Here is a 22,967-nt window from a genome sequence, read left to right on the forward strand (position 1 = left end):
CGACACTGCCTGCCAGGCGCTCGACATGGGGTTGGCGCCGCAACCACCCTCCGATCGTGCCCCCTCGCCATGTTGTCCTTGCCACGACCTTCCTGGAAACTCCTGACGTCGCTCTTGCTGCTGAGCCTGGTGCCCGTGGTGGCTGGCGCGGTGCGCCTCGCCGGGATGGCCAGAGTCGGCATCGTGACGCCCGAGAATGCGCGCTTCATGGCGATGCCTACGCCAGTGGTCTTGCACATTGTCAGCGCCACCTTGTTTTGTCTGCTGGGGGCGTTTCAGTTCGATTCGGCGTTTCGGCGGCGCGCGCCGGGCCTGCATCGCGTAGCCGGTCGGGTGGTGGTGCCCTGCGGCATCCTGGCTGCGTTGACGGGTCTGTGGATGACCGCCGCGTATGCCATTCCTGAGGAACTGCAAGGCGGCCTCTTGTACGGGGTACGTATCGTGGTCGCGCTGTCCATGGCGCTGGCCATCATGGTGTCGGTACGGGCGGTCCTTCGGGGTCGCATCGCCCAACACAGAGCCTGGATGGTCCGCGCCTACGCGTTGGGTCAAGGCGCAGGCACGCAGGTATTCATCTTGTTGCCGGTGACCTTGATAGCCGGCGCACCGACATTTTTTTTCCGCGATGTCCTCATGGCTTCGGCCTGGGGTCTGAACGTGCTCTTCGCCGAATGGATCATTCGGCGCCACCTGCCATCCATATGAATTCACCACGAGAGAATCCCATGCGCAATTCGCTTCTACTATTTGTTGCCGTCCCGCTGAGCGTGTTGCTCTGCTCCTGCGGATTCATGACTCCTGCTCAACAGTACGCCGGTGATCGAAAGGACATGTCCGAGATCGCCGTGATTCAGAGCTACCACGGCAACCCACTGGGAGACGAGTACCACGCAACGATTTCAGGCTACTCCTACAAGCCCGAGGCGGGCCCGTCAGTAGTCAAGCGCTTGGGTTTGCGAGGCTTCACCGACTATCCGCGAGAGATCCGGCTGAACCCCGGCACCTATGCACTCGCGCTGTACTGCTTCAAGTCGCTGACCAGGCCCACCTTTCGGCCCACCTTCGAAATCTCTGTGAAGGCGGGCTACACCTACACGGTGAAGTGTGAAGCGGTTGAGGGCAAGGCCTCCGTCTTCGTCAGCCAGGAAATGCGCATGCTTTAGCGCTCACCTTCATTACCCATTGCCTCAAAGGACTTCCCCATGAACAGATTTTGCCTCCTCATTGCCGCCACCGCCGCCGCCTCGCTTGCGGCATGCAGCACGGTCATGCCCACCGCGCAGAGCGGCTTCCTCAGCGACTACACGGCTCTGGCTCAGCCTTCAGATGACGCATCTGCGAGTCGTGCTTCGGCAGACCCCATCGACCCGGCTCGCGTGAGCATCGACGCCGTGACCTGGCGCGTGACGAGCAGCGTCGACATCAGCACGGACGAGCGCGATGCCTTGCTGACCCAGTTGCACGGTGAACTGCAGCGGCAAGTACGGGCGCTACCTGCCCAGCCACAGGGCCGCCCGGCCGTGCTGCGCGCCGCGATCACACGGGTAGAAACGGTGTCTCCTGCGCTCAACGCACTTAGTGCGCTGCTCCTGACTGTTCCGCTGGACCGCGGCGGCGCGGCCGTAGAGATCGAGGCCGTGGACCCAAAGACCGGGCGCCAGCTGGCAGCATTGACACAGGGCTACTTCGCACCCCTGTCCGAACTGAAGGCGCGCTTCAGCAAGCTGGCACCGGCTGAGATCGCTGTGCGCAAGGCTGCTGCCGATTTTGTGCCCCTGCTGCAACCGGTGTCTGATGCCGGGAAGAAGACAGCACTGCGCTGATTGAAAAGCACCATGTACGCCTTGGCCTCGGATAGGCCCGCTGTTGGCGACCACCAGCGGTCGAGCCTTGTCGTTTCTCCAACATAGCGATCGATTGCATAAGTTATGGACTGCGGTGCGTGCTTCACAAAATGGGGGTCTGCCCAGCCATGGGAACCAGCCCTCCGACCTGCCAGAACAACCCCTGCAAAACCTCGTACCCCGCAACGCCTTCCCGTGGAAGCAAGGTCTCAAACTTGTCCGCGAGGTATTGAAGAATCGCAGCCGACTCAAGCTTGTGCCCGTTTGGGGTTTTCCAAAAATAGAGATCGATCATTTGCGTTGTCCCCACCACACCCCTGCCAAGGCGAGCAAACCGCCGACGGCGTGGAAGCTGTGCAACTCTTCACCCAGAAAAGTGGATGCTGCCAAGGCCACAAAAATAGGGAGCAGGTTCATGAACAAGCTGGCACGTGCTGGCCCAAGCTTTTTGATGCCGCTCATCCAGCAAAAAGGAGCACCGATGGAAGCAGCGATCCCAGCGTAAAGAACGAGTAGAGCGTTGTGCGCTTCAATGGGCGAGGATGGCGCCATTACCCAGAACGGCAAGATCACCAACAAGCCAAAGCCAATCTGCACATAAAGCTGTTGCCATGTCGACAGGGGGACAGCCCAGCGTTTAAGTAATACGCCATAGAGTGCATTGGAGGCCACCGCGATCAACATGATGGCATCACCAATGTGCGCAGCACCATTGAGCAATTCAGTGGGGTGACCATGGGTGCTTAGAAACACCAGGCCTGCAAGTGACAGCAAGGCACCGCCAATGCGCGAAGCCGTTATCGCTTCAGCCGCAAAGATGCTCGCCAACATGGCGGACATCAATGGCATCAATGCGACGACAACGCCCATGTTGATGGCGGACGTGGTCTTGGCTGCCTCATAGGCCAGGCCCTGGTACATACCCATGCCCAGAAGTCCTAAGAACGCCAGCTTGGGCCAGTGCGCAGCCACAATGGCGCGTTGCTGCCACACTGTGCGCAACACAAAGGGTGTCAGTACCGTGCCTGCCAGCAGCCAACGATAGAAAGTAATGGCAGCGGGTTCAATTGCTCCGGCGGCCATCTTGGTGACGAGGGTGTTGCCGGTCCATATCAGGACGGCAAGCACAGGAAAGATGGAGAAATCCGCGGTGGAGGGAGGCGTTACGGCCTTTGTTTGGGTTTGCATGAAGGGCTCCTTTTGGGTCTGCGTGTTGGGTGGCCGCTATAGTCCGACAATCAAACAGTTGCGTAAAGTGACATGTTTGCAATCTATTGATGCACCAAACGCAGCTATGAGATCAATACTCACGAAAGACACAGATGAAAAGCCCTTCCTTAAGCCATCTTGATTTCAATTTGCTGTTGGACTTGGATGCATTGCTGCGTGAGGGCAGCGTGGTGGGTGCTGCGCGTGCGCTGCATCTGAGTCCACCTGCGATGAGTCGGCGGTTGACACGACTGCGTGACGCCCTCGGAGACCCTCTATTTGTTCCCGCCGGACGGGGCCTGGTGCCTACCCAGCGCGCGCTCGACCTAAAGCAGCGGGTCCAAGCGACGATAGAGGAGGTGCGTGGGGTTTTCACACCTGAGGATGTGGACTTCTCAACGCTTCAACGCACTTTTACCTTGCGCGCAAATGATGGATTTTTGGGCGTTTGGGCGACCCGGTTGGCGTCAGCTCTGGCAGTAGAGGCACCAGGCGTATCTTTGAATTTCATACCCCGAGCGGGCAAGGACATTGAACCATTGCGAAGCGGTGTCGTTGATTTAGACATCGGAGTTCCGGGACCACCAGAGTCCGAAATTTACAGCGAACAACTATTCGTAGCTTCCTTTGTCGGAGTGGTAAGAGAAAAGCATCCCTTGTTTCGCAAAAAGCCTGATGGGCATGTCAGTCCAGAGAGCTTTGTGGCGTGGCCACACATAGCCGCACCAAGGCGAGGTCCCACGTCTAGTCGTATCGATGAAGCACTCAGCAAGGTGGGTTTAAGCCGTCAAGTGATCATTGTTGCGCCGGGCTTTCAGGCGGCACTGGTGATGGTGGCGACATCTGACTTCATCGCCACCGTGCCAGAGCCGTTTGTTCAATGGGCAATAGCGCATCATCGATTGCATATGTTCAAGTTGCCAATAGAGACTCCCACCGTCGAAGTGACCCAAACATGGCACGTACGCCATCATGTCGATCCGGTACACCGTTGGCTTCGCCAACATGTTCGTAACATTTGCCAGGCGGACTCGAAGACAGCCCCCTAGGGGTGTTGTTGCCGGTGCTCCCGGTCTCGATTTCTGTGACTGCACTGCGTGTGGAAGCGGGTACTCCCTGAATTTGCGCGATCGTCAGCACTGATGGTTAGCAGTCTGCGTACGATCACTTCGTAGCCGCGCCAACAAGGCACTCACCCGGCACCTCGAACCCACCAGGCGATTCGAAACTACGCATTGAGTCTTCCACTTCGTTCCACACGGACTCGCGTTCTTGAGGGGGCAGGTCAGCCATCATGGCATTGAATCCACCGAAGGCCTCTCGGGCGACGCGCACGTACTCGGCAGCACTGGCCGCTCTATGGGGCACCGGCACAACGAGAACCTCGGGGTTGGCAAATCCGGCTTGACGCAAGACGTCTTCGAGCACCCCGGCACCGCCAAGGCTAAACGGGCCGGGCTGCCCCAAACCGGGAGGCGGGAGTTGCGCGCGCCGGCGGATGATGGAAGCGGGCAGAGCACCCCAACTGTTTCGATCGGGCGTGGAAAAGACAGCGACGGCGACCCGACCGCCCGGTATCAGTGCACGGCGCCACTCGCGTAGCGCTGTCACGGGGTGCGGCATATACATCAGACCCAGCCGACACAGCACCGCATCAAAGGAAGCGTCAGGGAGATCCAGTTTCTCGCCGTCCATGGCGCGGGTCTCAACCTGTTTGAGTCCCCGCTCGCGGGCGACCTGGTGCGCCAGCTCAACGATCCCCTCCGAGATGTCGGTCGCCAGCACGTAACCGCTAGGGCCAACTCGTTGGGCGGCACTGACAGCCGGTTCACCTGCGCCGGCGGCGACGTCCAGGATGCGCTGACCTGGCTGAATGCGGGCCAAGTCGAGCATATGGCGGGTAGCTACGCCATACCAACGATCCAGAGTGGGAGTCCAGCGCCGCCATGCTGCACCATCCTTGTTCCATTGCTCGCGCTGCGCGTTCTTGTACTTGGCTGCGTCGAATGAGGGTTGTGGTTCGGCCATGCAAGTTCTCCTCTCGGCTAGACGTTGATGTTGCTTCGCTTTGCGGCACTAAGACTGCTAACGAGGCTGTAAAAAACCCCGTTTTCCGCGCGCGCTATTTTGGCTTTGCACGTTCGGCGGATCGACTGCCAAGCATTTAGCGCGCATGCCCAAAGTGTGCCGTAAATCCGGTCTCAGTTGCGAATATCAGTGGTTTTAGAGACTTGCCCTAAGCCGGTTTTCGAGCAAAGAGACAAACAGCCGCTCTTGATCGGCAAGACCCAATGGCCGCTGGTCCGCGACGGACCGTTTTCGCAGTATTTTTGACGACCACTACGGGCAGGATCTGGTCGCAACTTGTCTCGCAACGCACTTCACCTGCGCAGCGCTGTGCGGGCCAGTTTCAACACCGCATCCAACGCCCCCGGCGCATCACAGGCCATCACCTGACGCTCTGGCATGGAGCGCAACCAGGTGATCTGGCGTTTGGCGAGCTGGCGGGTGGCGAAGACGCAGCGTTCGCGCAACTCGGCCATCGGAAGGGTGCCATCCAGAGCCTCCCAGGTCTGGCGGTAGCCCACGCAGCGCATGGAGGGCAAATCGGGGTTCAGGTCGCCCCGCGCCCGCAGCGCCTTCACTTCGTCCATGAAGCCTTGCTCCCACATCGCGTCCAGGCGCTGGGCAATGCGTGCATGCAGCCAGCTGCGATTCTCGGGTTCCAGGGAAATAAGGGCAGTAGCCCCCGTAGAACCTGCGGATGTAGCTATTGTTTTAATAGCATTATTGCGGATGTGAAAGTGTGACAAGGGCAAGCCTGACACCCGGTACACCTCCAGCGCCCGCTGAATGCGCTGGCTGTCTGCCGCTGCCAGGCGCGCAGCGGTTACGGGGTCTACTTGTGCCAACTCGGCATGCATCGCGGGCCAACCTTTGGCCTGCGCCTCAGCTTCCAGCTGGGCGCGCACGGCGGGGTCGGCCGCGGGCATGGGGTCAATGCCGTCAAACAGGGCCTTGAAATACAACATCGTGCCGCCCACCAGCAGGGGCAGCTTGCCGCGCGATGCAATGTCGGTGATCAGTGCGCTCGCGTCGGTCACAAATTCGGCGGCGCTATAAGGCTGCAGCGGATCGCGAATGTTGATCAGATGGTGCGGTACAGCGGCCAGTTCGGCGGCGTTGGGTTTGGCGGTGCCAATGTCCATACCCCGGTACACCAGGGCCGAGTCCACGCTGATGATCTCGCACGGGTGCTCCCGCGCAATGGCCAGCGCGGCGGCGGTTTTTCCGGCGGCCGTGGGGCCGGCCAGGCACAGGTGGTAAGGCAGCCTTTCGGGCAACACGTCAGGGCCTGCCAAAGCGCTGCACCAGTGTCCAGGCGCTCAGGGCAATGAGCACGCTCCAGAACCAGATGCCAAAGATCAGGGGGTTTGCTGTGCCATCCATATGGGTACCCAGCCACTGTCCGGTCGCAAAAGCGCTGACCATCATCAGAAAACCATTGAGCGCAGATGCGGCACCCGCCGCTTGCGGAAACGGCCCCACCGCACCACTTTGTCCGCACGGCTGGTGGATGCCATGCCCCAGCATGAACAGGCCAAACGGCAGCAGGATGGCCCAGGCCGACACCACCCCTGCAAGCGCCAGGATGCCCATGAGGGTGCCGCCCGTGAAGGTCAAAACACCCGCAAGGGCGACGGTGCGGCGCACGCCAAAGCGCACCAACAGGCGTCTGCATAAAAAGGTGCCCAGCAGGTAGATAAACGAGTTGGCGAACATCACCAGGCCATATTGCGGTGTGCTGAAACCCAGCACACGAATGAAGACAAACGAGGACGAGGCCAGAAAGGTGAACAAGCCGCTATACGAGCACACCGATAAAACGGAAAACGCGAGAAACGTGGGGTTGCGCACAATACCGAACCAGGTACGGGCCAGCGTGGCAGGTTGCAGGGCCTTGGGGTTTTTGTGCGGCACGGTTTCTTCAAATCGCAGGGCAATCAAGCCCAGGCAGATGGCGCCAAACACGGCCAGCGCCAGCAGTGCGGCGTGCCAGCTGAACAGCGCCGTCAGCAAGCCGCCCAGAGGCGCGGCTGCGCAGGCAATTACGCCCAGCCCGCTCAGGCCTTTGGACATGACGCTGGCACCCTGCACGGGTGTGTACAGGTCACGCACGATGGCGCGTGCGCACATCACGCCTGCACCCATGGCCGCGCCCTGGACCACGCGCCAGAGGATCAGCTGGTCCATCGTCGTGGACACAGCGCTCCCCAGGGACGCGAGCACATACGCCGCCATGCCCATTAGTAGCACGGGGCGCCTGCCAAAGCGATCCGACAGCGGGCCCCAGATCAGTTGCGACACACCAAATGCCAGCAACAGGGCCGTGAGCGTGAGCTGCGCCTGCGCCATGGTGGCGCCCAACTCCTGGGTCAGTCCCGGCAGAGCCGGCAGGTACAAGTCGGTGGTGACGGGTTGCAGTCCCAACAGCACGGACAGAATCACGACCAGCAAGCCGGCTGGCATGGCGGCGACGACGGGGGTGGTAGAAGGTGAGCGCATCAATTAGGGGGAAGTAAGAGCCTGGATGGCCCGATTTTTCAGGTGGTCGCGTGCAACGATGCGCAGCACCACCACCAGTCCGAGTGCGGCAACGGTCAGGCCCACCACCAGCGCAATCCAGAAGCCCTGCGCCTGCAGGGGTTGCGCGGGGCGCCAGGGCAGCCAGTCCGGCGCCAGGCCCAGTGCACAACCCAGGGGCAGCGCAAAAACCCAGAAGGCTGTGAGCTGAATCAGCATCGGCGCGCGCGTGACCTTGTAGCCGCGAATGGCACAGGCCGTCACCACTTGCGCGGCATCCGACACCTGAAAAAGGGCCGCCAAAAACAACAGTTGCGATGCGGCGGATGCCACCGCTGCATCCGTGGTGTAGGCCGTGGCAATCTGGTAACTGAAAAGGGCCATGCCGGCCGCGGAAACCACCGCAAAAACCAGTGCACCCCCCAGGCCCACCCAGGCCCGAAAGCGCGCGGCGACCGGGTCACCCGCCCCCAGCGATTGCCCCACCCGCGTGAGCAGGGCCACGCCCAGGCTCAACGGCACCATGAATACCAGCGATGTGAAGTTCAGCGCGATCTGGTGCGCTCCCACCTGGGTGCTGCCAAATTTTGCGATCAGCAGGGCAATCAGGCCAAAGGCGCTGGTCTCTGCAAAAAAGGTAACGCCAATCGGCAAACCCAGCTTGAGCAGACCCCGCACCTTTTCGCGGTGGGGGGCTTCAAACCGGTCAAACGGCCAGGTGCTGCGGTAGGCCGGGCTGGCGCGCATCCACCACAGCAGGCCGCCCAGGTTGAACCACACGCACAGCAGGGTCGACCACGCGCAGCCCAGGCCGCCCAGCCGCGGGAAGCCCCCGTTGCCAAACACCAGCAGCCAGTTGATGACTGCGTTGAGCAACAGGGCGCCCAGGGCAATTACCATCATCGGCTTGGTCTGGTTCAGGCTGGCGCTGTAGCCGTACAGCACGCGGTAGCAGGCAAAGGCAGGCAGGGCAAAGCTGGTGATGTGCACAAAGTTCTTGGCCATGTCGCGCACCACGGGTTCCAGCTCCAGGTGGTCAAACACCACCGTGGACAGGTTGGCCAGTACAAAGGCGATCAGGCCGATGCCCAGCGCTTTCCATAAGGCCTGGCGCACGACATGCGGCACCTTGTTGAACTCTTTTGCGCCGACATACTGGGCCACGATGGGGTTGACGGACATCATGATGCCCATGAGGGTGATGATGACCATGTTCCAGATCGACACGCCCAGACCCACACCGGCCAAGTCTTGTGCCGAGGCGTGACCCGCCATGGCGACATCGACGACGGCCATGCCCACGTTGGCCAGTTGCCCAATCAGAATAGGCCATGCCAGCAGCCACAGGGCCTGTGTTTCTGCAAGGACTCGGGTGCGTCGTGTGGGGGTAAAAGCGGGGAGTAGGGCGTCGGACATCAGCCCGTGGATTCTACGGGGCTGTCAGGGTTTGGCGTCCACCGCATCCAGCCAGCGTTGCCACGGGTTGAACCCGGTGATGAGGGCGCTGGCCAGCAGCACCAGGGCACCGCCCGCAAAAATGCCGGTGCTCACCTGCTCCCCCAGAAACAGGTGCCCCCAGGTCACGCCGAACACCGGAATCATGAAGGTCGGGCTCATGGCTGCAACCGGCGACACATGCGCCAGGATGCGGATGTGCACCCAGTACGCCAGACCGGATGTCACGATGCCCATGACGGCCACCGCGCCCAGCGCCACCGGGGTGAAATGGGCCTGCGGCCAGCTCCAGACCGCACCGGGGATCAGCATCAACAGCGACACCGCATGAATGCCGGCTGCAATCTGCAAGGGTTCCATGCGGCTGATGGCCCGCTTCATCAAGGGGGTGGAGATGCCGTAGCAGGCGGATGCCGCAATGCAGGCCAGCGCTGCCACCACGACTTTGAATGACACTTCGACCGGCCCCAGCCCCACGATCAGCGCGACTCCCGCAAAACCACATACGCAGCCCAGCAGTTTGCGCACCGTCAGCGTGTCTTCCTTGAGCCAGGCCGACGCAAAGATGCCGAACACCACGGCAGTGGAGTTCAGCAAAGCGCTGTAGCCCGCGGGCAATTGCAGGGCTGCCCAGGCAAACAGCAGAAAGGGTGCCGCAACCGACAGCGCGCCGATGAGCGCCAGTTCACGCCAGTGCCCCGTGGGCCATGGGTGGCGCATGCTGCGCATCAGCACGGCGAGTGTGAGTGTGGCCATGCCAATGCGCAGGGCTGCCAGCACATTGGGCCCCAGCACGGGGCTGGCAATGCGGATCAGCATGAACGATGCGCCCCACAGGGCCGACAGCGCAACCAGTTGTGCGAAGTGTTTGGCTTTCAAGGGCTGCCTTGCCCGGGTGCCTGCCCTTGACCCTGGGTACCCTGGGTTCCCTGGGTTCCCTGCGTAATGGCGATGCGCCGGCGCAGTCGGGCCGCTTCTTCCACCTGGCCCGCCCGCTCGGCGCGCTGGACTTGCACGCCCAGCCAGGCCAGCAGGGGCCGGCGCCAGCCCTGGCTGGACGCAGTATCCGCTGCCTGGGCAATGACGGCCGGACTGGCTTTGCCGGTTTGCAGCAATACGCCTGCCGCCACCAGCCTCGACAGCGGATCGTCTATGCCCTGCAAGGCACTGGCGTCGCCGGCACCAAGGGCAGCGGCGGCGCGTTGGTTGGCCGGTAGCAAGGGTATGGACAGCGGCGTGACCTGACCTCGCAGGTAATCGGCATAGGCCCGCTGGGCGGCGGAGGCATCCTGGCGCAGCGCCTCAAACCCGGGGCAGGTCTCAAACACAGCGCTGGCCACGCGGGTCGCACAGCGCAGCAGCTCGGCGGTCGCCAGCAGGTCGGGGCGGCCGGTGCTGCCAATCTGGGTGCGCGCGCGGGCCAGCTCGGCTGCCTCGACCCGGGCGTTGCCCTCCAGGTAGGCGGCCACGGAGCGGTCCATCGTGCCTTTGGCTTCCATTTGCCAATCTGGCGCTTTGGGCGCGCTGGAGCAGCCCGCCAGAAGGGCCGCGCACAGCATCACGGCGCTGGCACCTGCCTGGGTGATCGCATGGCCAATCCCACGGAGAGTCGCGGGTGCTTTCAAGAGGGGTGTTGGCATGGTGGTCCTCGCAGTGCATCTCATGGCAGTTTGATTTCCGTATCCCGGGCAAAAGGCCATTTGCGGTTGATCTCGTTGATCAGGCCGTCGATCTTGCGCAGGTTGGCATCGACATCGGCACGCAGGGCCCCCAGGTCGGCTGTGGCGTCTTTCGCATTGGTGGTGATGGCCTGCGCGTCCTGCAGAACCGCATCCACTTTCTTCATGCTGGTGCGGGCATCACCCAGCAGGGCGTTGAGCTGCACGATGGTGGCCCGGGTTTCTGGCAGAACGCCTTTTTCGCCAAAAACCTGGGTGTCGGTTTTGGCCGCGATGGTGTCCAGCCGGCCCAATAGCGCATTGGCGCGGTCCAGCGTGACGGTGATTTTCTTGGCTTCCTGTTCGCTTCCCAGTAGCACGGTAAGTGCGCCACCGGGGCCATTGAGTCGTGCGGTCAGGGTTTGCAGGTTTTCCAGCGTGGTACCCACCGAGCCGCTGCTGCGTGTCAATGCGTTGAGGTTGTCGATCAGCTCCTTGGCCGCGGAAATGACCTTGGGGATTTCAGCGTTGGCATCACCCTGCAGCACGGTGCGCTCCGCTCCGTCTGGCAAGGGTGGGTCGTTCAGCATGCCGGTGTAGGCGCGAATGTTGGGGCTGCCCACAATGCCGCGTACCAGGGTGAACATGCTGCTCGTGCGCAGCCAGTGCGCGTCTTTGGCCGACAGGTCCACCAGAATGCGGGCGCGTCCGTCGTCGGCCAGTTCAATGCGCCGCACCCGGCCAATGGGGAAACCGGAAAAGGTGATGTCCATGCCGACCACCACGCCTTCGGAGTCGTCGGCCATCAGTATCAGCCGCTGGGTGGCATCGAACGCACCACGGGCGTACAGGACAAACAGAACGGAGCCGCAGACCAGCAGCAGCATGAGCAGCAGCAGCAGCCGGGCCTTGATCTCCAGATTGGCGACTGGCTCAGGTGGGGTTGGCAAGAGTGGTGGGGGAGGGGTGCTCATGGGGGTGGCGCGTCAGGGTGAGGGGTCGACGTCAATAGTAGTTGCCGACCAGTGAAGCCACTTCGATCAGCAGTATCACGGCAAACATGCGAACCAGCGCGCGCATCTCGGTACTGGTGCGCACGCTGGAGCCGTGCAGGCCGCGCATGCCGTACAGGGCCGAGGCCATGGGAATCAATGCGACAGCCAGGGAGAACAACAGGGTCTTGAGAATGAAGATCAAGGAAACTGCAGGGCTGAACACCTGGCCCGAAAGTCGGACGTAGGCCTCGATGCCAGAGGTAGTGAAGCCGTACCCGGCTATGTAGGCCACCACCAGCGCCACCATGCTGCTCAGAGCGGCCAGCGTGATGCCGGAAAACATGCCCGCCACCACGCGCGGCAGCACTTCCCGGCGCACCGGGTCCTGCCCCTGGCGACGCATGTCGTCGAGTTCGCCACTGGCTTGCATGGCGGTGAGTTCGGCACCATCGGGAATGGTGCAGCGCAAGGCGACAAACAGCGCAGCGGTCAGTGGAATCAGCTCCAGAATCAGCACCCGAATCACAACCTGCAATGCGTATTGCGACAAACCATAGCTCTGCGCGGTGACCAGCACGATGCGGGTGAGCACCACCGTCACCAGCGCGCACACCACGCTGAAGCCCACCAGTATCGGTGCGGTGTTGAGATAGATCTGCTGGGTCAGTATCCTGCGGCTCGCCGGGTTGTAGCTCGAAGGTGAGAGTGCCAGCACCAGAAGGACGGCGCCCAAGTGCGCCAGGCGCCACCATTCGGTGAGCCATTGCAGCGCAATGCGGCTGGTTTGCGTGAGACGCCTCTGAAACGGATCTCGGGAGGTCATCCGCACATCATAGCGAAGGGCCCAGCACCCATTGGTGCGGGATGGCACCTTTTTACCGGCCGCGCAGAAACAGTGCGTCCAGGTCTTTGAGCTTGAGCTGACGCCAGGTGGGGCGGCCATGGTTGCACTGGTCACTGCGCTCGGTGGCTTCCATCTGGCGCAGCAGACCGTTCATCTCGTCAATGTTCAGGCGGCGGTTGGCGCGCACGGCGCCGTGGCAGGCCATGGTGGCCAGTAGCTCGTTTTGCGCGCGCTGGATGACCGTGCTGGCCTCATGCTGGCTGAGCTCGGCCAGTACGCTGCGGGCCAGTTCCACGGCATCGCCCTGTACCAGCGTGGTGGGCACTGCCCGCACGGCCAGCGTTTTGGGCGAAAACGGGGTAATTTCCAGCCCCAGGGTGCGCAGCGTGTCGGTGTGGGCCTCGGCCGTGGCCACCTCGTGCGGCGTGGCGGCAAAGGTGGCAGGAATCAGCAGTGGCTGGCTGGCCAAGTGCGCAATGGACGGCGCATTGCCGCCAGCGCCCAGTGCTTCCAGCTGGTTTTTCAGCCGCTCATAGACGATGCGCTCGTGCGCGGCATGCATGTCCACAATCACCAGGCCCTGTGCGTTCTCGGCCAGGATGTAAATGCCCTGCAGTTGGGCCAGCGCACGGCCCAAAGGCCAGTCGCCAGCGGGTAGCGGCGAGGTCGGCACTTCGGTGGAAGCGGTCTCGCAGAATGGTGTCGCCGGGAGCCCTGCGGCAGAGCCCGTGCGTGCCGGGTCCGGCTGCCACAGTGCGCCCAGGTCGCTCACCCGGTGCCCGCTCAACGCGGGGGGTGCTCCGAAATTGATAGCTGGTTGCGCAGAGTACATGGGGGCTAGAGGCATTTTGGGTGCATAAAACCCCAGCGCGGGTGCGTGCGGTGCCGCGTCCGGCGATGTGTCGGTTAATGCGTCGGTTGCTGCGTTTGCGGTCAGAGTGCCTGCCCGCGGTGCTGCCAGCGCGTCTTCCACCGCATGGCGCACGCCCTGGTGCACTTCGCGGCTGTCCCGAAAGCGCACTTCAATCTTGGTGGGGTGCACGTTCACATCCACCCGGGCCGGGTCCATGGAGAGGTAAAGCGCATACACCGGCTGGCGGTGGCCGTGCAGCACGTCTTCATAGGCGCTGCGGGCGGCGTGGGTCAACACCTTGTCTCGCACAAAGCGGCCATTGACATAGCAAAACTGCTGGTCGGCGCGGGAGCGGGCGGCGTCGGGAATGCCCACGCGGCCCCACACGCGCAAGCCCATGGCGACATCGGTCCGGGTGCTGCGCCAATCCACGGCAATGGACTGCTTGATGAAGTCGGCCCCCAGCACATCGGCCAGGCGCTGGTCCAGGGCCTGTGTGGCATCGGCGTTGTCACAGCGGCGCCACTGCTCTACCAGCTTGCCCTCGTGCCAGATGGCAAAGCCCACATCCGGGCGCGCCAGGGCGTGGCGGCGCACGGCCTCAATGCAATGGGCCAGCTCGGTCGCGTCGGTCTTGAGGAATTTGCGCCGTGCCGGCGTGCTGTAGAACAGCTCTTTCACCTCCACCGTGGTGCCCTGGCTGCGAGCAACGGGTTTCAGCTCCCCGGTGCGGCCGTCCAGAAGAAAAGCCTCATTCAGGCCGTTAGCCCGCGACAGTATTGCGCAGTCAGCTATTGAATTAATAGCGGCCAGTGCTTCTCCCCGAAAACCCATGGTGGCAACGGATTCCAGGTCGTGCAGGTTGCCGATCTTGCTGGTGGCGTGGCGCTTGAAGGCCATGGGCAACTCCGCCATCAGGATGCCAAGACCATCGTCTTCCACGCTGATGAGGCGCACGCCGCCCGCCAGCAGGCGCACGGTGACCTGGGTGGCGCCGGCGTCCAGCGCGTTGTCCACCAGTTCGCGCACCACCGAGGCCGGGCGCTCCACCACCTCGCCGGCGGCGATCTGGCTGATCAGCTCGTCAGAGAGTTCGCGGATGGGCCGGCGCGCGGCGGGCACATGGGAGGATAAATCGGAGGACAAATTGGAGGTAGTGGGGTTGGGTGCAGCGTTCACCGGCGTATTTTAGGTGGCAGAGGCCAGATGGCAGTCGCGCACCGGGTGGTGGCTGGAACAGTTCCTGCTAGGTGCTGCGCTGCAACATTTGCTTCTTGGTTTGATTATTTTCAGGAGTACGCCATGCTCGACCGCACTGCCACCCAGTTTTCCCACGTAAAGCCCGTCGACACGCAGTTTGTGCCAGGCGGATTGCGGGACTTTTTTCTGTACCGCGACCTGGGTATCGGGGAAGCCACGCACGGAAAAGTGATTGCGCACCTGGTCAAGGCCAATATGGCACCAGAAACGGGCACCGGATGGCACCGGCATGAGGCGGATTTCCAGATCGTGATCATGGTCAAGGGCTGGGCCCGCTTCATGTACAAAGACAAGGAGACCCTGGTCGAAGCCGGCGACGTGGTGCACCAGCGCCCTGGAAATAGGGAGTCACTGGGGGTGCGTCAGAACTCGGCTTCGAGTTCTTCAATGTCGTCGGGCTCTTTTTGGGCGTCGGCCACCCACTCCTTCATGGCGGGCAGCTCCATGATGCGTTTGCAATAAGCCGCGCAGGGCTTGTTCAGGGCGACGTCGTAGGTCAGAAACCGCGTCACCACGGGGGCATACATGGCATCAGCAACCGTGGGCTGCTTGCCAAACAGGTAGGGGCCGCCGTAGGTTGCCAGGCACTCGCCCCAGATTTCCACGATGCAGTCAATGTCGGTCTGTGCACGTGACCAGATTTTGAACTTCGGGAAATGGGCCTTGATATTCATGGGCAGCGACGCGCGCAGGGAGGCAAAACCATGGTGCATCTCACCGCAGATGGCGCGGCAGTGCGCGCGGGCTGCGATGTCGGCCGGGAGCAGGTGCGCTTTGGGCTTGATCTCGTTGAGGTATTCGGCAATGGCCAGGGTGTCCCACACCTTCACGCCGTTGTGTAGCAGGGAGGGCACCAGCATGCTGCTCGACAGCAACAGCATTTCGGCCTTCATCGCCGGGTCATCGGGGGAAATGATGTGTTCCGTGAACTCCAGCCCCGCCAGGCGGGCTGTGAGCCAGCCGCGCAAGGCCCAGGCGCCGTAGTTTTTACTGCTGATGGTCAGGATGGCTTTGGCCATGGGGGTCTCCTCAAACCGGACAAGTGGTACCGCACCTTTGCAAGGGTTGTGCCAACCAGAACGCTGGCCCGTAAATTGCCTGCACTCCTCTTATCAGGCAAGAAACCTAACCAGGCATGCCCGCTCAACGTCAGGAAACCTATGCTGTACCAAGCCTATCAACTTCAATCCGATCTGCTCTCACCGTTCCGGCTGCTGGCACAAAGCAGCAGTGCGGCGCTGTGGATGGGGAACACCGAGGGCAGCTTGCTGCGCAAGCTGTCGGCGTCCCTGGAAGTGTTCTCTCGCATGCGGCTGACGCACTCGCGGCCCCCTTACGCCATTCACTCGGTCAAAGTGGGGGAGCGCGATTTTGCGGTGACGGAAGAAGCCATTCTTTCGATGCCTTTCGGTACTCTTTTGCGCTTCAAAAAGGAAGGCGCAGGCGACCTGCCCTATCAACCACCAGTGCTACTGGTGGCGCCGCTGTCGGGCCATTTCGCGACCCTTCTGCGGGAGACGGCCAAAACTCTGCTGCAGGACCATGACGTCTACATTACCGACTGGCACAACGCGCGGGATGTGTCGTTGCAGCACGGGCCATTTGGCCTGGACGACTACATTGACCACATGATCCGTTTCACCCAGACCATGGGTCCGGGCACGCATGTGGTGGCAGTTTGCCAGCCTTGCGTGGCAGCGCTGGCGGCGACCGCCATCATGGCTGAGGATGACGACCCGGCGCAGCCCCTGAGCCTGACCCTGATGGCCGGGCCGGTGGACTGCCGCGTGAACCCGACGGAAGTTAACAAGCTGGCGACCAGCAAACCGATTGAATGGTTCGAGAAAAACCTGATCAGTCGCGTGCCACTGCCCCACAAAGGTTACATGCGCCGTGTGTATCCCGGCTTTGTGCAGCTCAGCGCCTTTTTGAGCATGAACCCGGACCGCCACAAGAAGTCGTTTCGGGACATGTACCAGTACCGCGTGGAGGGCGACCTGGAAAAAGATGAAACACTGCGCGCGTTTTACGATGAGTATCTGGCCGTCAATGATTTGCCGGCCGAGTTCTATCTGGAGACGGTGGAAAAGGTCTTTCAGACCTACGACCTGCCCATGGGCAAGCTGCAATACCGGAGCCGCACCGTGAACCCTGACGCCATCCGGCGCACGGCGCTCATGACGGTGGAAGGCGAGCGCGACGACATTTGCTCAGTGGGCCAGACCGTCGCGGCACAAGACCTGTGCAGCAGCATCCGCCCCTACAGGAAAACCCACCATGTACAAACTGGAGTAGGGCATTACGGCGTGTTCAGCGGGAAAAAATGGAACCTGCAAATCTACCCGCGCGTGCGGGAGATGATTCACGCCAGCGTCGGCTGACCGTGGCGTGCGCCAGCCCTGTCGAGTCAGGATTTGCGCGATGTCGCCAGCAGCAGCACGCCGCCCACGATGGCGCCCAGACCGGCCCACAGGGGGATGTTGACGCGCTTGGTCTCATTGACTTGCAAGTGCAGGGGGCCAATGTCGGCACTGCTCTTTTCCTGGGTGTAGCTGAAGCCGCCGTAGATGAGGCCGAGTGCACCGCCGGCTATCAGCAGCATGGCCACTATTTTTGTTGCGTTCATGGAGTCTCCTTTGTGGTTTGAGAGGCAATTTTGATGGAATGCAAACCACGCCGTCCGTGCGCCAGCACACGGACACCCTTTGCCCGATGTGCGATCGTACTGGCGACGATAAACGTGAGGTCTGAAGAATGATTCGTATTGAACTACAAATTGCGTTGAATTACCAGATTGATCAGCAAGGCGCTGACTTCGTATTCAACATCCACGCGGCCCATACAGCCAGCCAGAACATTGTTTTTGAGAACCTGCAACTGAGCCAGGCGGTTGATCCGCAGATCCATACAGACCCCCTGAGTGGCAATCGCTACATGCGCCTGCATGGCTTGCCCGGAGAACTGAACGTGTCGTATGCCGCCACAGTCGACCTGACTCACCACTACGCTGAGCCGAGCCAGATTGCGGAAGTGCCCGTGCGCAGTCTGCCGCCCGAGGTGATGGGGTACATCTACCCCAGTCGCTATTGCCAGTCCGATCGGCTTCTCAAGCTGGCGAACAATGAATTTGGTCACCTTCCACAGGGCTATAGCCGTGTGCAGGCGATTCGGGACTGGGTGCTCAGGCATGTCACCTTTACCTCCAACAGTTCAACCGCCAACACGTCGGCGGTGGACACTCTTATCGAGCGGGTCGGCATTTGCCGCGACTTTGCCCACCTGATGATTGCGCTGTGTCGCGCGCTCAACATTCCGGCGCGCTTCACCACCGGGACCGACTATGGCGCTGACCCGGTGCTGGGTCCGCCTGACTTCCACGCCTACGTGGAAGCGTATGTGGGGGACCGCTGGTATATCTTTGATCCATCGGGCACCGCCATTCCCATGGGCCTGGTGCGGTTTGGTACCGGTCGCGATGCCGCAGACGTGGCCTTTGCCACGATTTTCGGCAATGTGCAGTCGCACGCACCGGTGATCCGGGCCTGGGCCGTGCAGGACGTTTCATTGGGGGCCAAGCTCCCGCACCACTGCCGGGATGCCTTGTCAACCGACAGTGGCGCACGGGGCGTTTGACGGCACCGGTTTTCTCAAATATGTCCCAGTGCCCGCAGTATCTTTTCAGGCGTTACGGGCTGAGACCATACTTCGGCTTTCAGGGGGCGCAGGGCATCGTTGATGGCATTGACCACGGCACCAGGAGCCCCCGCCGTACCCGCCTCACCCGCGCCCTTGGCACCAAGAAGCGAGCTGCGCGTCGGTGTCTCGACGTGTGCCACCACGATGTCGGGCATCTCACCAGCCATGGGCACCAGGTAGTCGGCCATGCTGCCATTTTTCATGAGGCCGGCATCGTCGTACAGGCACTCTTCAAATAGCGCGCCGCCAATGCCCTGCACAATGGCGCCGCGAATCTGCTCGTCCACCAGCATCGGGTTGATGACGCGGCCGCAGTCTTCCACCGCCCAGTGTTTAAGTAGCTTCACGAAGCCGGTCTCAGTGTCCACCTCCACATACGAAGCCTGAACGCCGTTGGTAAAGATGAAGGGGTAGTCGCGCTGGGCGTAATGGCGGGTCACCATCAACTCCGAGGTGAAACCCGCTGGCAACGTGTCGGGCCGGTAATAGGTGATGCGACCCAGCTCCGGTAGCGGCAGCAGTGCCTCGCCACTCAACGCATCCACGACGACGCCATCCATGAGTCGCAGGCCGCTGGCCTCCCGGTTGAGAATGGCCTCGGCCACTTTGAGAATGTTTGCGCGCAACGCCAGGCCGGCCTGCAACACGGCTTCACCCCCAATACCGGCTCCGCGTGAGGCCCAGGTACCACCGCCGTACGGCACGGCGTCGGTGTCGCCCGTCAGCAGTCGGACCTGATTCATGGGCACGCCGACCGCATCGGCTGCAATCTGGGCATAGATGGCCTCCGTGCCCTGGCCCTGTTCGCCCACGCTGACCATGACGGCCACACCGCCACCGGGCTCTAGTCGCATGGTGGCCCCGTCTTGCGACGAAATGCGCGCACCGCCCACGCCGTAGAACGCAGCGCCCGGGTTGGTGAGTTCGATCAGGGTGGCAAAACCGATGCCACGGTATATACCTTTGGCCCGCAAGGACACCTGCTCGGCGCGCAGTGCAGGATAGTCCATCAATGTCGAAATTTTGCGAAGGCAGGCCTCATGGGAGAGCACTTCCAGCCGGATGCCCGAAGCGCCTGTAGTAGGGTAGGCGTCGTCCGCAATCACATTGCGCTGGCGAAATGCCAGTGGGTCCATGCCCAGCTGGGCAGCAGCCAGATCGACAAGGCCTTCCGTCACCGCGCAGGCAATCGGGTGGCCCACGCCCCGGTACTGGCACGTGGGCGTCTTGTTGAGGAAAACGACGTTGAGTTTTGCCCGGTAGGCCTTGTGCTTGTAGGGTCCGCCGGTCAGGTTGACCACCTGGTTGCCTTCAATGCCACTGGTGCGCGGAAACATGGAGAACGGACCAATGCCGGTCACGTCGTCGATTTCGAACGCCAGAATATCGCCGTCCTTGCTCGCGGCAATGCGCCCTTTGATCCGGTGCTCCCGCGCATGGATGTCGCTCACAAACGACTCCAGCCGGTCTGCCACAAACTTCACCGGGCGCTTGAGCAGAATGGACATGGCCACGGTCGCAAAGTCGTCCGGGTAGGCGTGGACCTTGATGCCAAACGAGCCACCCACGTCTTTGCAGACCACCCGCACCGAGGCTTCGGGCAAGCCGAACTGGCGCGAGTACAGGTCCTGCATCATGTGCGGGGCCTGTTGCGAGTGGTGCACGGTCAGCTGGCCGGAGGCCGGGTTGTAGTCGGCGATCTGGCAGCGCGACTCCAGCGTCACCCCGGTGTGCCGGCCAAAGTCGAAGGTGGCCTCTGCGACCACATCCGCGCGGGCAAAAGCCTCGTCCACACCACCCGTGTCCAGGCTACGGGTAAAGCACAGGTTGTCACCCAGTTCCGGGTGAATCACGGGTGTGTTCGGGTCCAGCGCCGTGTTCATGTCCAGCGCGGCGGGCAAATCTTCCCACTCGACCTGCACATATTGCAGCGCGTCCTCCGCTTCTGCGCGTGTTTTGGCAACCACCGCAACCACGGGCTCGCCCTGCCAGCAGGCCCGGTCGATCGCCATGGGGTACTGCGGTGCCGACTTCATGCCTGCAAGGTGCGTGAGGGTTGCGACCCAGGGCTTGCAGACGGTGGCCAAATCCTTGCCATCGTAGACGGCCAGCACGCCGGGCATCATGCGGGCAAAGTCGCGCTCAATGCGGGTGATACGGGCGTGTGCCACGGGTGAGCGCCAGAACACCACATGCGCCATGCGCGGCAGCTCCATATCGTCCACGTACTGTCCGCGGCCTTCGGCCAGTCGCTCGATATTGGGACGGGGAATAGCCTGCCCGATATGACGTGCATCCTGGAGGTCACCGGTAAACGGTGCTGCTTTGGGCGAGTCGTGCAGATGGCGGTGGTCGGGTGCGTTCATGCCGTGGCTCCTGCGGTGCGTGCCGTGTTGCGCGCGGCCAGTACTTCGCAAATGGCATTGACGATGGCCTGGTAGCCGGTACAGCGGCAATAGTTGCCGGAGATCCATTCGCGCACTTCCTCGCGGCTGGCATGCGGCTTGTGCTCCAGCAGTTCGCTGGCGGCCATCAGCATGCCCGAGGTGCAGAAGCCGCACTGGAGCGCGTTGTGTCGCACAAATGCCTGCTGCAGGTCGCGGATGGTGCCGCTGTCGCTCAGGCCTTCGATGGTGTCCACGCGTCGGCCGTCGGCCTGAACCGCCAGCACCAGGCAGCCCCGCACGATCTTCCCGTCGAGTTGCACGGTGCAGGCACCGCAGACACCGTGTTCGCACCCCAGATGGGAGCCCTTGAGCCCCAGGTCTTCACGCAAAAAATCAACCAAATGGGTTCGGGGCTGCACATGGTGCTGACCGCATGTCCCGTTGACCGTGATGCTGACGGGCCGGGCTGCAGTCGTCAATTCGTCGGCAGGCAGTTCCTGTTGATTCATGGTCTTCCTTCGTGGCTGGCTATTTGGTTATGCGGCGTTCGAATGGGCCGCTGGCACAGGCTGATTTCCGGCCAGCGTGTGCAAGGTGCGCTTGAGCATGACGCCCGCGAGGTGCAGCTTGGCGGCGGCACTGTGGGTCAGGTCCGCCTCCGGATTCAGTTCGTCTCGCAGTGCCTGCAACACCTGCGCCAGCAGCGTGTCGGAAAGACGCTGCCCCTGCAGAACCTGTTCGGTTGCAAGGGTACGCAATGGCATGTTGCCAACACCCAGCCAGGCCAGCCGCACGGAATTGAACAAACCGTCAGACCAGTGGGCTGACGCGGCAAGGCCCACCACGGCATAGTCCCCATGGCGGCGCGCCAGTTCACTGAAAGCAAACCGCTGTGATGCCTGCGCCAGAGGGACCTCACACGCCGCAATGACCTCATGAGCCGCCAGCGTTGTGGTGTACAGACCCACAAAGAAATCCTTGGCGGCAATGCGGCGTTCCCCCGCGAGGCTGCGCGCAATCACCACACCATCGAGGGCCAGCAAACAGGCGGGCCATTCGGCTGCCGGGTCGCCATAGGCAATCGATCCGCCAAAAGTACCCAGGTTGCGGATGGCCCGGTGGGCAATATGGGGCGCCGCCATGGCCAGCAGCGGCGCGTGCTGTGCGACCAGAGCAGACGATTCAATATCGCTGTGGGTCACCATGGCTCCGATGCGCAAATGGGTCGCTGTGACCCCCATGCCCCGGAGTTCGGCCACCGATTGCAGGTCGATCAGCAGGGAGGGTTCCGACAGCCGCATGTTGAGTGTGGCCATCAGTGTCTGGCCACCGGCAAGCAGCCGGGCCTCGTCGCCATGCTTTTCAAGCAGCGCCAGCGCATCGACAAGCCGACTGGGTCGTGCGTAGGAAAACGCGGGAGCTTTCATGGGGTAGTGCCTTCAGGAGAGTGGAGGGCGGAGTGCATCAATGTCAACGCAGCCAGTGAGCGCCCATCCAGACGCCCAATGCAGTGGCTCCAATGCCGGCCGCAAACCAGAGCAGACGGGGCTTTTCCTTCTCGAACCAGGACGCCTGTGAATCAGACGGCGTGCGCACTGTCGGGGCTGTCGCAACCATGGCCGGGATAGCCGAGGGGACCTGCGTTGCCAGCGAAGCCGCTTCTTCGCCTGCCGTTATGTGGGTTCTGAACGCGACAAAGAAGCGGTCTGCCAGTTGCTTGGCAGAGGCATCCATCAGGCGGCCACCGATCTGGCCCAGCTTGCCGGCCACCGATGCCTGCGCGGTGTAGTCCAGCCGCGTGCCTTCTGGAACGGTGGTGAGTTCGATCACCGAGCTGCCACGGGCAAAACCGGCGCTACCGCCGGAGCCTTCAAAGTTCAGCGTGCAGCCCAGCAGGGGGCGAACGTCGGTCATCAGCACTTTGCCGACAAAGTTGGCCCGCACCGGTCCCAGTCGGAGCATCACCCGTGCATGCATCTCATCCGGGGAGATTTGACGTACTTCCTCACACCCTGGAATGCACAGCCGCAAAACGTCGGGATCGTTGAGTGCCAGCCAGACCGGCTCTGATCCTGCAGGAAGAATGACGCTGCCTTTGAGTTCCATGTGTGTGCCTTGTGAATTCGGATGGGGTTGGCGTCTTCGGGTTTGTCCCGATTTGAAGCTTATTGACCAAGCGTTA

General features: G+C 62.1%; 23 protein-coding genes. 7 read left to right on the plus strand and 16 right to left on the minus strand.

All coding sequences use genetic code 11. The annotated features are described in order from the left end of the window. Nucleotides 1-69: 69 nt before the first annotated feature. Genes AC097W_RS02540 through AC097W_RS02550 form a run of 3 tightly spaced genes read left to right on the plus strand, consistent with a single transcriptional unit; the run spans nt 70 to nt 1,823 of the window. Nucleotides 70-705: a DUF2306 domain-containing protein gene (locus AC097W_RS02540; RefSeq protein ID WP_479600743.1), complete on the plus strand. Its 636-nt coding sequence runs from the start codon at nt 70-72 to the stop codon at nt 703-705. Nucleotides 706-725: 20 nt separating this feature from the next. After that, nucleotides 726-1,163 carry a hypothetical protein gene (locus AC097W_RS02545; protein WP_479600744.1) on the plus strand — a complete coding sequence of 146 codons (438 nt, stop codon included), beginning with the start codon at nt 726-728 and terminating at the stop codon, nt 1,161-1,163. A gap of 39 nt (nt 1,164-1,202) precedes the next feature. Next, on the plus strand, nt 1,203-1,823 hold the full coding sequence (locus tag AC097W_RS02550; RefSeq protein ID WP_479600745.1) for a DUF3313 family protein: 621 nt from the start codon (nt 1,203-1,205) through the stop codon (nt 1,821-1,823). A 312-nt stretch (nt 1,824-2,135) separates the two neighbouring features. On the opposite strand, the gene AC097W_RS02555 is transcribed toward AC097W_RS02550, so the two are convergent. Beyond that, the gene (locus AC097W_RS02555; RefSeq protein ID WP_479600746.1) at nt 2,136-3,032 is read right to left on the minus strand and encodes a DMT family transporter; all 897 of its coding nucleotides are present in this window, start codon (nt 3,030-3,032) and stop codon (nt 2,136-2,138) included. Nucleotides 3,033-3,166: 134 nt separating this feature from the next. Here AC097W_RS02555 and AC097W_RS02560 point away from each other — a divergent pair, with 134 nt between their 5' ends. After that, entirely contained in the window at nt 3,167-4,102 is a 936-nt protein-coding gene (locus AC097W_RS02560; protein WP_479600747.1) for a LysR family transcriptional regulator, read from the plus strand. Nucleotides 4,103-4,217: 115 nt separating this feature from the next. Here AC097W_RS02560 and AC097W_RS02565 read toward each other — a convergent pair whose 3' ends face one another. The 9 genes from AC097W_RS02565 to mutL all read right to left on the minus strand — a co-directional run bounded on the left by AC097W_RS02565 (nt 4,218) and on the right by mutL (nt 14,621). Next, the gene (locus AC097W_RS02565; RefSeq protein WP_479600748.1) at nt 4,218-5,081 is read right to left on the minus strand and encodes a class I SAM-dependent methyltransferase; all 864 of its coding nucleotides are present in this window, start codon (nt 5,079-5,081) and stop codon (nt 4,218-4,220) included. Nucleotides 5,082-5,434: 353 nt separating this feature from the next. Next, nucleotides 5,435-6,400, minus strand: coding sequence for a tRNA (adenosine(37)-N6)-dimethylallyltransferase MiaA (gene miaA / locus AC097W_RS02570; protein WP_479600749.1), 966 nt, complete (start codon nt 6,398-6,400; stop codon nt 5,435-5,437). A 1-nt stretch (nt 6,401) separates the two neighbouring features. Next, complete coding sequence (locus AC097W_RS02575; RefSeq protein ID WP_479600750.1) at nt 6,402-7,619, minus strand: multidrug effflux MFS transporter; 1,218 nt, start codon at nt 7,617-7,619, stop codon at nt 6,402-6,404. Nucleotides 7,620-7,622: 3 nt separating this feature from the next. Next, nucleotides 7,623-9,053, minus strand: coding sequence for an MATE family efflux transporter (locus AC097W_RS02580; RefSeq protein ID WP_479600751.1), 1,431 nt, complete (start codon nt 9,051-9,053; stop codon nt 7,623-7,625). Nucleotides 9,054-9,077: 24 nt separating this feature from the next. Continuing rightward, the gene (locus AC097W_RS02585) at nt 9,078-9,971 is read right to left on the minus strand and encodes a DMT family transporter (protein WP_479600752.1); all 894 of its coding nucleotides are present in this window, start codon (nt 9,969-9,971) and stop codon (nt 9,078-9,080) included. Further along, nucleotides 9,968-10,651, minus strand: a complete 684-nt coding sequence (locus AC097W_RS02590) for a hypothetical protein (protein ID WP_479601283.1) — start codon at nt 10,649-10,651, stop codon at nt 9,968-9,970. The genes AC097W_RS02585 and AC097W_RS02590 overlap by 4 nt, the downstream gene beginning before the upstream one ends. Nucleotides 10,652-10,752: 101 nt before the next feature. Next, a complete protein-coding gene (locus tag AC097W_RS02595; RefSeq protein ID WP_479600753.1) occupies nt 10,753-11,724 on the minus strand; it encodes an MlaD family protein in 972 nt (323 codons plus the stop codon). Between the two features lie 31 nt (nt 11,725-11,755). After that, nucleotides 11,756-12,568, minus strand: a complete 813-nt coding sequence (locus AC097W_RS02600) for an MlaE family ABC transporter permease (protein ID WP_479600754.1) — start codon at nt 12,566-12,568, stop codon at nt 11,756-11,758. 52 nt (nt 12,569-12,620) lie between these two features. Next, a complete protein-coding gene (gene mutL / locus AC097W_RS02605; protein WP_479600755.1) occupies nt 12,621-14,621 on the minus strand; it encodes a DNA mismatch repair endonuclease MutL in 2,001 nt (666 codons plus the stop codon). Nucleotides 14,622-14,744: 123 nt separating this feature from the next. On the opposite strand from mutL, the gene AC097W_RS02610 reads away from it, so the two are divergent. Next, on the plus strand, nt 14,745-15,164 hold the full coding sequence (locus tag AC097W_RS02610) for a cupin domain-containing protein (protein WP_479600756.1): 420 nt from the start codon (nt 14,745-14,747) through the stop codon (nt 15,162-15,164). On the opposite strand, the gene AC097W_RS02615 is transcribed toward AC097W_RS02610, so the two are convergent. Next, a complete protein-coding gene (locus AC097W_RS02615; protein ID WP_479600757.1) occupies nt 15,065-15,721 on the minus strand; it encodes a glutathione S-transferase in 657 nt (218 codons plus the stop codon). The two genes, AC097W_RS02610 and AC097W_RS02615, sit on opposite strands and share 100 nt — an antisense overlap. A 141-nt stretch (nt 15,722-15,862) precedes the next feature. Between AC097W_RS02615 and AC097W_RS02620 the strand changes: the two genes are divergently transcribed. Beyond that, entirely contained in the window at nt 15,863-17,083 is a 1,221-nt protein-coding gene (locus AC097W_RS02620; protein WP_479600758.1) for a polyhydroxyalkanoate depolymerase, read from the plus strand. Between the two features lie 26 nt (nt 17,084-17,109). Here AC097W_RS02620 and AC097W_RS02625 read toward each other — a convergent pair whose 3' ends face one another. After that, nucleotides 17,110-17,328: a hypothetical protein gene (locus AC097W_RS02625; RefSeq protein WP_479600759.1), complete on the minus strand. Its 219-nt coding sequence runs from the start codon at nt 17,326-17,328 to the stop codon at nt 17,110-17,112. 128 nt (nt 17,329-17,456) lie between these two features. On the opposite strand from AC097W_RS02625, the gene AC097W_RS02630 reads away from it, so the two are divergent. Continuing rightward, the gene (locus AC097W_RS02630; protein WP_479600760.1) at nt 17,457-18,335 is read left to right on the plus strand and encodes a transglutaminase-like domain-containing protein; all 879 of its coding nucleotides are present in this window, start codon (nt 17,457-17,459) and stop codon (nt 18,333-18,335) included. 14 nt (nt 18,336-18,349) lie between these two features. Here AC097W_RS02630 and AC097W_RS02635 read toward each other — a convergent pair whose 3' ends face one another. From AC097W_RS02635 to AC097W_RS02650, 4 genes are read right to left on the minus strand one after another with little or no spacing between them, the layout of a single operon-like run. Beyond that, nucleotides 18,350-20,764 (minus strand): xanthine dehydrogenase family protein molybdopterin-binding subunit, encoded by a 2,415-nt coding sequence (locus AC097W_RS02635; RefSeq protein ID WP_479600761.1) that lies wholly within the window; start codon nt 20,762-20,764, stop codon nt 18,350-18,352. Next, the gene (locus tag AC097W_RS02640) at nt 20,761-21,294 is read right to left on the minus strand and encodes a (2Fe-2S)-binding protein (RefSeq protein WP_479600762.1); all 534 of its coding nucleotides are present in this window, start codon (nt 21,292-21,294) and stop codon (nt 20,761-20,763) included. Before AC097W_RS02640 ends, AC097W_RS02635 begins: the two co-directional genes overlap by 4 nt. A 27-nt stretch (nt 21,295-21,321) precedes the next feature. Beyond that, nucleotides 21,322-22,212 carry an FAD binding domain-containing protein gene (locus AC097W_RS02645; RefSeq protein ID WP_479600763.1) on the minus strand — a complete coding sequence of 297 codons (891 nt, stop codon included), beginning with the start codon at nt 22,210-22,212 and terminating at the stop codon, nt 21,322-21,324. A 43-nt stretch (nt 22,213-22,255) separates the two neighbouring features. Next, nucleotides 22,256-22,891, minus strand: a complete 636-nt coding sequence (locus tag AC097W_RS02650) for an SRPBCC family protein (RefSeq protein ID WP_479600764.1) — start codon at nt 22,889-22,891, stop codon at nt 22,256-22,258. Between the last annotated feature and the right edge of the window lie 76 nt (nt 22,892-22,967).

The organism is Rhodoferax sp. GT1R46, from assembly GCF_056521285.1.

Coding starts and splice junctions, on each gene's coding strand:
- AC097W_RS02540 (WP_479600743.1), top strand. CDS start 70: ATGTTGTCCTTGCCACGACCTTCCTGGAAACTCCTGACGTCGCTCTTG.
- AC097W_RS02545 (WP_479600744.1), top strand. CDS start 726: ATGCGCAATTCGCTTCTACTATTTGTTGCCGTCCCGCTGAGCGTGTTG.
- AC097W_RS02550 (WP_479600745.1), top strand. CDS start 1,203: ATGAACAGATTTTGCCTCCTCATTGCCGCCACCGCCGCCGCCTCGCTT.
- AC097W_RS02555 (WP_479600746.1), bottom strand. CDS start 3,032: ATGCAAACCCAAACAAAGGCCGTAACGCCTCCCTCCACCGCGGATTTC.
- AC097W_RS02560 (WP_479600747.1), top strand. CDS start 3,167: ATGAAAAGCCCTTCCTTAAGCCATCTTGATTTCAATTTGCTGTTGGAC.
- AC097W_RS02565 (WP_479600748.1), bottom strand. CDS start 5,081: ATGGCCGAACCACAACCCTCATTCGACGCAGCCAAGTACAAGAACGCG.
- AC097W_RS02575 (WP_479600750.1), bottom strand. CDS start 7,619: ATGCGCTCACCTTCTACCACCCCCGTCGTCGCCGCCATGCCAGCCGGC.
- AC097W_RS02580 (WP_479600751.1), bottom strand. CDS start 9,053: ATGTCCGACGCCCTACTCCCCGCTTTTACCCCCACACGACGCACCCGA.
- AC097W_RS02590 (WP_479601283.1), bottom strand. CDS start 10,651: ATGCTGTGCGCGGCCCTTCTGGCGGGCTGCTCCAGCGCGCCCAAAGCG.
- AC097W_RS02595 (WP_479600753.1), bottom strand. CDS start 11,724: ATGAGCACCCCTCCCCCACCACTCTTGCCAACCCCACCTGAGCCAGTC.
- AC097W_RS02600 (WP_479600754.1), bottom strand. CDS start 12,568: ATGACCTCCCGAGATCCGTTTCAGAGGCGTCTCACGCAAACCAGCCGC.
- AC097W_RS02610 (WP_479600756.1), top strand. CDS start 14,745: ATGCTCGACCGCACTGCCACCCAGTTTTCCCACGTAAAGCCCGTCGAC.
- AC097W_RS02615 (WP_479600757.1), bottom strand. CDS start 15,721: ATGGCCAAAGCCATCCTGACCATCAGCAGTAAAAACTACGGCGCCTGG.
- AC097W_RS02620 (WP_479600758.1), top strand. CDS start 15,863: ATGCTGTACCAAGCCTATCAACTTCAATCCGATCTGCTCTCACCGTTC.
- AC097W_RS02625 (WP_479600759.1), bottom strand. CDS start 17,328: ATGAACGCAACAAAAATAGTGGCCATGCTGCTGATAGCCGGCGGTGCA.
- AC097W_RS02630 (WP_479600760.1), top strand. CDS start 17,457: ATGATTCGTATTGAACTACAAATTGCGTTGAATTACCAGATTGATCAG.
- AC097W_RS02635 (WP_479600761.1), bottom strand. CDS start 20,764: ATGAACGCACCCGACCACCGCCATCTGCACGACTCGCCCAAAGCAGCA.
- AC097W_RS02640 (WP_479600762.1), bottom strand. CDS start 21,294: ATGAATCAACAGGAACTGCCTGCCGACGAATTGACGACTGCAGCCCGG.
- AC097W_RS02645 (WP_479600763.1), bottom strand. CDS start 22,212: ATGAAAGCTCCCGCGTTTTCCTACGCACGACCCAGTCGGCTTGTCGAT.
- AC097W_RS02650 (WP_479600764.1), bottom strand. CDS start 22,891: ATGGAACTCAAAGGCAGCGTCATTCTTCCTGCAGGATCAGAGCCGGTC.